This is a genomic window from Nitrospirae bacterium CG2_30_53_67, assembly GCA_001873285.1.
In the GTDB taxonomy this organism is placed as follows: domain Bacteria; phylum CG2-30-53-67; class CG2-30-53-67; order CG2-30-53-67; family CG2-30-53-67; genus CG2-30-53-67.
Map to the genome: position 1 here is coordinate 1 of MNYV01000182.1, position 7,891 is coordinate 7,891.

Genomic DNA, 7,891 nt, shown 5'->3' on the forward strand with positions numbered 1-7,891 from the left:
TCCGTCTACGCAGATCCTTTCTACTCCGTAATCGAACAGAACCCGGTAGCTGGAAGAGAAGTTTTTAGTCCCCAATTCGGATGTGTCCTGTCCCTTTTTCAGGGAGTAGACCGCGTCGTCCAAGAAGAGGAGGGATATTTCCTGTTCGTATGAGCAGAAGATCAGGACCGCCTCCAGGCCTTCGAGGGCATAGATGGTTCCATGGGGGGGCCTTCTTTGCAGAAACAAAATTTTTCTTCTTGCTGTCATCCTCTACGACTTTCCTCAATTATGGACATTATAACACAAAAAATTCGGACTTTATATTATATATTCGGCAGGAACTGACCTTTATACCCCTTTTCTTTTACGCCTGTAATACGCAAACAATCTTGCCATGCCGCGTGATTGTCAAAACTATAGCATTGATTATATGGCGATTTCAATAGGAAAATTCAGGCTGATAAAAAAAATCGTGACCTTGCCCTTGGGTTCAGCCCGTCTTGTTTCTGACCAGCCGTACGGCAAGTTTGACCGCCTCTGTCAGGCTCGCCGGGTTGGCCGTCCCTTTTCCGGCAATGTCAAAAGCGGTCCCATGATCCACCGACGTCCGGATGATGGGCAGGCCCAGGGTTACATTCACACCTGAATCAAAGGCGATCATCTTGAGCGGGATCAGGCCCTGGTCGTGATACATACAGACCACGGCATGGTACCGGCCGTGATAGGCCTGATAAAAAACCGTATCCGGAGGGAGAGGCCCGGTCACGTCTATCCCCTGTTCCCATGCCTGGGCCACGGCAGGGGAGATGATCTCTTGTTCTTCTCTGCCGAAGATCCCGCCCTCTCCGCCGTGGGGGTTGAGTCCGGCCACGGCGATCCTGGGATGATCAAAATCCAGGTCCCGCATCCCCTGGTCTGCCAGGCGGATCTTTTGAAGCACCCCTTCTATGGTAATCCTTGACGGGACCTCTTTCAACGGGATATGGGTAGTGACCAGGACCACGCGGATGGGCCCGCCGATCAGCATCATGGCATAATTCGTGCTCCCTGTCCTTTCGGCGAGTATTTCGGTATGGCCGGCATAGATGAAGCCCGCACGATGCAGGGCTTCCTTGTGGATGGGGGCGGTGACGATGGCATGAATATCCCCATTTTTTGCCAGTTCTATGGCACGGAACAGATATTCCACGGATGCACGGCCGGCTTTAGCGGATATCCGTCCTATGGAATATTCTCCGATCTGGATATTCGCCAGATCCATCAGCAAGGGATCAGGGGATTCGGGTGAGATGGCGCCGGGCCCGGATATGCGCTTGCATGGGTTCCTGACACCGATGAGCTCCGCCGCGGCATCGAGAACCGCGCCGCATCCGATGACCACCGGAATGCATACCGAGCAGATCTCCTTACTGGAAAGGAGAGAAAGGATGATCTCCGGCCCGATGCCGGCAGGATCGCCCATGGTGATCCCGATGACAGGCCGATAGGGTGTGGGGGCGCTCTTTTGCATACCGGTTAACCCTAACAGGAATTTAAAATGTTTGTCAATGCATGAAATGCATCCGATCACAAATAGATTGGATCTATTTTTAGTTCTCTTTAGGTTTGACAAAGACCGATTCAGTGATATAATAAAAAACTTATTAAGATAAAAACATGGCGATAAATATGCCGCAACTACTTCTACTTATGCCTATGTCCGGTATGGTGGGCTTTGTTCAAGGAGGACTCGCATGAATATGAAAAAGAGTGTTCTCGATAAGATGAACAAGAATTCCTTGATGGACCTTGCCAGGAAGATGAGCATCCCGGGCCGGAGCAGCATGACCAAGAATGCGTTGATCGAGGCCCTGCTGACCCAGGCAGAGGCTATGCCGGCCCGCGAGGCAGGTAAAGGGACAAAGAGAGCGCCTGCGTTTCGCACGGATATCGGCGTTCAGGTTCTGAATAGAGAGGAAAAAGCCGTCAAGGCCCCGGTGAACAATTCGGGGATCCGACCTAAAACGGAAACGATTCAGTATAAGATCCGAAAAGGTAAAGAAAAGCCGGTACTTCGAGCGGATCCATTCGGCCTTATAGAAAGGAAGATCGTTAGAGGGACTCAGGAGACCCTGCAGCAGGAGGTGGAGCGGGGACGGTTTGATCTTGGGTCCGATCAGGCAAGCCCTTTTCAGGAAGTCTTCGAGAGCGGGAGCCTTCCCGAGGGCTATGGGGACACCAGGATTGTCCTGCTGGTTCGAGATCCGTACTGGATCTACACCTACTGGGAGATTCAGGAGTCGGCTGTAAAGGAGGCCTTGTCCCTCCACAATCTCATGGGAGATGAGGCTCAGAAGGTTGTGCGGGTTTATTGCGGTGACGAGAGCAGCAACTACGACATCGATGTCGAGGGACTGATTAACAACTGGTATATCAACGTAGGGCGCCCCAATACGGAGTTTTTCGTGGATTACGGCCTGCGGGTTCAGGGCCGGTTCATCCCACTGGCCAGGTCCAACCGGGTCCGAACACCCCGATCAGGCATGTCCGAGGTGATAGACGATCAATGGATGACCCTGGAAGAGGAATCAAGGATGATCTATGCCCTCTCCGGCGGCTTCAGGATGGGGGAGGGGTCCCTGGGGCTCCAAGAGATGATGGAGAAGCGCCTCTGGGAAGAGATCTCGTCCGGCGCCGTCAGCAGTTTTTTCGGCAGCGGCCAGTTCCGGGAAAAGGAGCGGGAGCGGCGGTTCTGGTATCGTCTGGATGCGGAGTTGATCGTATACGGCGCAACCGATCCGGATGCCAAGGTGACCCTGCAGGGGAGGCCGGTAAAGCTCCGGGCCGACGGCACTTTTTCCGCCCGTTTTGCCTTGCCGGACGGGCAGCAGGAGATTCCTGTGACCTTCGTCTCACCTGATGAAATAGACAAAGTTACGATTACACCAAAGGTCATCCGGAATACGGGAAAATCTTAAAAAGACATTAGGTCGTACATACATCCGGCTGATTTACTTCCTGTTTTTTATCTTTAATTTTGGATCATCTCCCGAAAAGTGGGTGAAAACATAAGGGTTCAAGGGGTCAAGGATTCCAGGGGTCAAGTGAAGTGCTGAAAACATAAAGAGCCGAGGGTCTTAGGGTTACGCTTCGCGTGCCCCGCTTTTTTCTATAATTGCCGTCTGCGATGGCTACTACACTAAGGCATCTTGGGTTCAAGGGTTTTAGTGTTTTTGTTTGGAGATTTTGCTTGCGCTTAAGTATTTCACTTGAATCCTTGACCCCTTGAACCCTCGACCCCTTTTTACCCGCTAAAAGGGAGAAGAACCTTGATTTTTTATTTCTATCCTCGAGGCGCCCGTGTTTAAAGGATATTTTTGTTTATTACTGCATGCCCATCTTCCCTACGTAAGACACCCCGAACATGATGATTTTCTGGAAGAGGACTGGTTCTATGAAGCCATGACCGAGACCTATATTCCACTCCTGGAGGTCTTCGACGGCCTGGTCAAAGACGGCGTGGATTTCAGGATCACCCTCTCCTTGACTCCAACCCTGATCTCCATGATGACCGATCCCCTCCTGCAGGAGCGGTATCTTCGGCATCTGAACAAGCTGATTGAACTCTCCCAGCGTGAAGTGGAGCGTACCCGGTGGCTGCCGGAATTCCAGCCTTTGGCGCAGATGTACTTCTATCGTTTCCATAAGGCTCGGGAATTTTTTGAGCATCAATGGCAGTGCAACCTGATTTCCGCCTTCAGGAAGTTTCAGGACCTCGGCGTTCTGGAGATCATCACCTGCGCGGCGACGCACGGATTCCTTCCCCTCATGGACATATCGAGCCAGGCGGTCCGTGCCCAGATCCGGACGGCCTGCGACCACTATGACAGGCATTTCGGACGGCGTCCCAGAGGAATCTGGCTTCCGGAATGCGGATTCACCCCCGGAATCGATCAGATCCTCCACGACTCAGGGATCCGGTACTTCTTCAGCGAGGCGCACGGAATTCTTCATGCATCACCCAGGCCCAAGTACGGGGTCTTTGCCCCGATTCTGACCCCGTCGTCAGGGGTCGCCGCATTCGGGAGAGACCTGGAATCCTCCAAACAGGTCTGGAGTATGGAAGAGGGCTATCCGGGAGATTATGAGTACAGGGAGTTCTACCGGGACATCGGCTTTGATCTGGAGTACGACTATATACGCCCCTTTCTCCATGGCGACGGGAACCGGGTCAACACCGGAATCAAGTATTACCGGATTACCGGAAAGACTTCTCACAAGCTTCCCTACGATCCGCATCGCGCCATGGAGAAGGCGGCCGAGCATGCAGGGAACTTCATGTTTAATCGGGAAAGGCAGGCGGAGTTTCTTTACGATTATATCGGGAGGATGCCGGTCATTGTCTCGCCCTATGATGCCGAGCTGTTCGGGCACTGGTGGTATGAGGGGCCGGAATGGATCAACATCCTGATCCGTAAGATGGTCCATGACCAGAAGACGGTCCGCCTCATCACCCCGTCGGAATACCTCACGGAGAACCCCACCCTCCAGGTCTCCATGCCTTCCATGTCGAGCTGGGGCTATAAAGGGTATTCCGAGGTCTGGCTTGAGGGAAGCAATGACTGGATCTATCGGCATCTGCACAAGGCCTCGGAGAGAATGACCGAGATTGCCGACCGCTTCGGCAACGGCAGAGGCAACGGCCTCTTCAGGCGGGCGCTGAACCAGGCGGGGAGGGAACTTCTTCTTGCCCAGAGTTCAGACTGGGCCTTCATTATGAAAACGGGCACCATGGTGGAGTATGCCGTGAAGCGGACCCAGGAGCACCTCCTCCGTTTCGACCGCCTCTACAGGGATCTCTCCGAGAACCGGGTGGATGAGCATTACCTTTCCACGCTTGAATCCGTGGACAACATATTTCCGGATATCAATTACGAGGTCTACAGGTCTTCATATTCATGATCCCGTACGGGATGCTCCCTACGGAGTCTGAGGGAATCGCTTGATAGAGACCAGACTCATCGCGAAGTTCATGGACGGCCGGATCAGGAAAGGCTACTCGGACGATTTTCTCCTCTTGAATGAGACCTTCCATATGAGCGACACCCCGGACCAGGAAAATCAGGAAGAGATCCCCATGTCCGACCTGAAGGCCGTGTTTTTTGTTGATGATTTTGCAGGGAATCCCCAGTATGTGGAGAAGAAGCGGACGAGCCGCCTCACATACCATAACAAGATTTCCATCCGGTTTCATGACGGCGAGGAGATCATCGGGTATGCCAACGACGATTATCTTGGGTCAGATGTCATTCGGATCGTCCCTGCCGACCCCTTGAGCAACAATACCCTCATCTTTGTGGTGAGAAAGAACACAGTCTCAATTCTGCCTCTTGAAGAGTGAAAAAGCGGCCTCCGGTAGACTCATTAATAGTCATCAACCTCCGGCAAAGCCGGAGGCTTCCTATCTGCCGTGCTGGCACAGGCAGGGACGTTTGTCAGCCACTCAAAGGGGCCTATTCATAGACGGTTAAAAACACCCTCCCCGGAGTCCCCTCCTCTATGAGCCGTTGGCCCCGAGCCATAGGCCATCAAGGGAGGGGAGGCCCGCCGGCAGTTCCCTCGCCCCTTGTGGGAGAGGGTAAGGGTGAGGGGTAAGGCATTTCGGTCAACTGCATACTTCCGGAATGGCCAAACTCTAAGAGTCCCCCGGCAGAGCCGGAGGGGCGCCCTTATTTAATCAGCGGAACATCCAGCGGAAAGCCTATTTATGCCGGTTATCGGGCTTACAGGAGGAGTTGCCAGCGGGAAAACCCTGGTCACGGACTATCTGGAACGAAAGGGGATTCCGGTCATTGATGCCGACCGGATCGCAAGAGAGGTCGTCCGTGCGGGTGAGCCGGCCTATCGGGAAGTCATTCGCGCATTCGGCCCGGGGATTCTGGAGCGGGACGGGGCACTCAACCGGAAGAAGCTCGGGGCGCTGGTTTTTGATTCGCCGGACAAGCGAAAGAGGCTGGAGGCCATGATCCATCCCCGTGTCTATGAGACGGCATGGCAGGAGATCCGGCGGATACAGGCCCTTGATCCGGGCGCCCTGATCATCTTTTCTGTTCCCCTCCTTTTTGAGACCGGCCATGACAAGGAGGTGGACAAGACCGTCCTGGTCTATGCCGACGAGCCTACCCAGGTCCGGCGGCTCATGCAGCGGAACGGGCTTACCGAACCCGAGGCCAGGAAAAGGGTCTCGGCCCAGATGTCCATCGAAGCGAAGAGCAAAGCCTCGGATTACGTCATCCGCAACATGGGGACGGTCGAGGAGACCTACCGTCAGGTGGATGCCATCCTGTCTGAACTCAGGTTCTAAGGGGATCTTCCGCTTGCCGTCATTCCCGTGAAAACGGGAATCCAGCCTTTTTAATTGGAATGCTTTCTTTTCACAGCGCCCAAGCGAACCCAAACGGGAATCGACAAAAATAATGCATATCCAAGGTCAATAGATTCTCCTGCCGTATTAATGGAACAGCCCCCTCCTCCACCGTCGCTGCTGCCGCCACTGACACTGCCCACGCTCTCCACTCCTCCACCATCCGAAGAGTTGCAGTTACCATCGCTTCCCGCAGATTGTCCCGGCGTACAAGTATCAATAACCTGTCCGTTTACGCATCTTGTCTCCCCGGCAGCTTTGCAAACTCCTTCTCCGCAGACTGTAGATGCCGGTACATAGCCGTCATCAGCCACTCCATCACAGTTTTCATCAATGCCGTTGCAAATGTCGTCGTTTCCTGTCGGCTGTCCGGGCGTACAGGTATCAACGGGTTGTCCATTCTGACAGATAATCTGTCCTGTTGATGAACAAGCTCCCACTCCGCAAGTTGTTGGTGTTGGCTGGATGCCATCATCTATTTCCCCATTATAATCATCATCAATACCGTTACAAACTTCCGGTGTATCGCCATGAACTAATTGAGCAGCGGTAAGCATCTGGGTTATAGTTGGTTCGGGAAGAATCAGGGCAGGCGTTGTACGGGTGGGTCCATCGGCGAAGTCAGGTGACCCTCTGAAGTCATAGATTAAATTACTCCAGTCGTCAGAAGCATGGAGTGAGGTCAGGAGGCCGCACAGAATTCCATTGTGCCTTCATGAGCGGCATCGCTTAATCCAATCCACAGGGGGCCGCCAACTAATGGGGCAAAGGTTTGCCAAACCCAGCTATTCTCGGCATCGTCGTTGATCGTGACGAGATCCCCGCCGAGGGATTGTGCCTCAGCTTCCGCACCGGTCCAGGTGTTACTGGTGATCGCATAATAAATATGGTTGTTAGCTGGATTGGTTTTTGGTCCTGCTTTGATGGCAGCCAGCGCGTCCTTTCCGGAGCATAGCAGGAAAATACCCCCGAATTTGCATGCCGTCAAGAAAAATATTTGGTGTCATATCCCTGGTGACATTATGGTGTCTTTTTCTGTATTTTATTCCTGAAAACCGGAGAAAATACATCAAAGCAGGGGACGGTAGGCAAGAACTCGGGGGGAAAGGCCGCACCACTTCTCATCCGAGACCAGGGCATGGATGTGGGGATGGAAGCGGTCCGGATACTTCCCGAAGTGGTCCTTTCCAGGAATAGGGTGAAGCACAGAGAGGGTTGCAGGGTTGCTTCATCAAGGCGCGCGACTGAGGCGTACCCATCTGGTACACCGCAAGGAGCGGAACGCCGATGAAACCGCCCTACGGCACTCGAATGCCGCCGTATTCACGAATAGGGCCACTAAGTGTATTGTTTTCCGCAGCTTTACCCGGGGGCGGGTATTCTCACCTCGGCCGAATGCTCCTGACGGTCGTCAAGAAGTGGAATAACATGATCGGGTTGCTCAACGCCATCGACGGTCACACTCGCCACGCTGCCGTCGCCCGGTTGGAGCACGGTGATGTGGTA

General features: G+C 53.6%; 7 protein-coding genes and 1 pseudogene. 4 read left to right on the forward strand and 4 right to left on the reverse strand.

Annotated elements, in window-relative coordinates; translation table 11 throughout:
- Nucleotides 1–249: pseudogene (locus tag AUK29_11235) on the reverse strand (sulfurtransferase TusC).
- Between the two features lie 223 nt (nt 250–472).
- Nucleotides 473–1,492: a 4-hydroxythreonine-4-phosphate dehydrogenase PdxA gene (locus AUK29_11240; protein OIP60588.1), complete on the reverse strand. Its 1,020-nt coding sequence runs from the start codon at nt 1,490–1,492 to the stop codon at nt 473–475.
- 223 nt (nt 1,493–1,715) lie between these two features.
- Here AUK29_11240 and AUK29_11245 point away from each other — a divergent pair, with 223 nt between their 5' ends.
- The 4 genes from AUK29_11245 (at nt 1,716) to AUK29_11260 (ending at nt 6,325) form a co-directional block, all read left to right on the forward strand.
- A complete protein-coding gene (locus AUK29_11245) occupies nt 1,716–2,939 on the forward strand; it encodes a hypothetical protein (GenBank protein OIP60582.1) in 1,224 nt (407 codons plus the stop codon).
- A gap of 382 nt (nt 2,940–3,321) precedes the next feature.
- Nucleotides 3,322–4,923, forward strand: a complete 1,602-nt coding sequence (locus AUK29_11250) for a glycoside hydrolase (protein OIP60583.1) — start codon at nt 3,322–3,324, stop codon at nt 4,921–4,923.
- A 40-nt stretch (nt 4,924–4,963) separates the two neighbouring features.
- Entirely contained in the window at nt 4,964–5,362 is a 399-nt protein-coding gene (locus AUK29_11255) for a hypothetical protein (protein OIP60584.1), read from the forward strand.
- A 366-nt stretch (nt 5,363–5,728) separates the two neighbouring features.
- Entirely contained in the window at nt 5,729–6,325 is a 597-nt protein-coding gene (locus AUK29_11260) for a dephospho-CoA kinase (protein OIP60585.1), read from the forward strand.
- A gap of 292 nt (nt 6,326–6,617) precedes the next feature.
- Here the strand turns inward: AUK29_11260 and AUK29_11265 are convergent, their stop codons facing one another.
- The gene (locus tag AUK29_11265) at nt 6,618–6,860 is read right to left on the reverse strand and encodes a hypothetical protein (protein ID OIP60586.1); all 243 of its coding nucleotides are present in this window, start codon (nt 6,858–6,860) and stop codon (nt 6,618–6,620) included.
- A 207-nt stretch (nt 6,861–7,067) separates the two neighbouring features.
- Complete coding sequence (locus AUK29_11270; protein OIP60587.1) at nt 7,068–7,373, reverse strand: hypothetical protein; 306 nt, start codon at nt 7,371–7,373, stop codon at nt 7,068–7,070.
- Nucleotides 7,374–7,891: the final 518 nt, after the last annotated feature.